The following is a 578-nucleotide window of genomic DNA, read 5'->3' as shown; positions in this document are numbered from 1 at the left end:
CCCGTTCGACCGCGACCGCACCGGCTTCGTGTTCGGCGAGGCCGGCGCGTTGCTGGTCATCGAGACCGAGGAACACGCCAAGGCCCGCGGCGCCAACATCTTGGCCCGCATCATGGGCGCCAGCATCACCTCCGACGGCTACCACATGGTCGCCCCGGACCCCAACGGGTTGCGCGCCGGACACGCGATGAGCCGCGCCATCCAGCTCGCCGGGCTCAGCCCGTCCGACATCGGCCACGTCAACGCCCACGCCACCGGCACCTCGGTCGGTGACGTCGCCGAGAGCAAGGCCATCAACAACGCCCTGGGCCCCCACGGCGGCAACGCCGCCGTCTACGCCCCCAAGGCCGCCCTCGGCCACTCGGTAGGCGCCGTCGGCGCCGTGGAATCCATCCTGACCGTGCTCGCCCTGCGCGACCAGGTGGTCCCGCCCACGCTCAACCTGCAAAACCTCGACCCCGAAATCGACCTGGACGTCGTGGCCGGCAAGCCCCGCCCCGGCAACTACGAGTACGCGATCAACAACTCGTTCGGCTTCGGCGGACACAACGTGGCCATCGCCTTCGGGCGGTACTGAA

At 70.1% G+C, this 578-nt stretch carries 1 pseudogene; it reads left to right on the top strand.

Going from position 1 to position 578, the window contains the following annotated elements:
- Window positions 1-577: pseudogene (kasB, locus tag A5760_RS11155) on the top strand (3-oxoacyl-ACP synthase KasB); the annotation flags it as partial.
- Between the last annotated feature and the right edge of the window lies 1 nt (window position 578).

This window comes from Mycobacterium colombiense, from assembly GCF_001665835.1.
GTDB classification, from domain to species: Bacteria; Actinomycetota; Actinomycetes; order Mycobacteriales; family Mycobacteriaceae; genus Mycobacterium; species Mycobacterium colombiense_A.
Note: the sequence above shows the minus strand (reverse complement) of the source record. Positions and strands in the feature narration are given on the sequence as shown.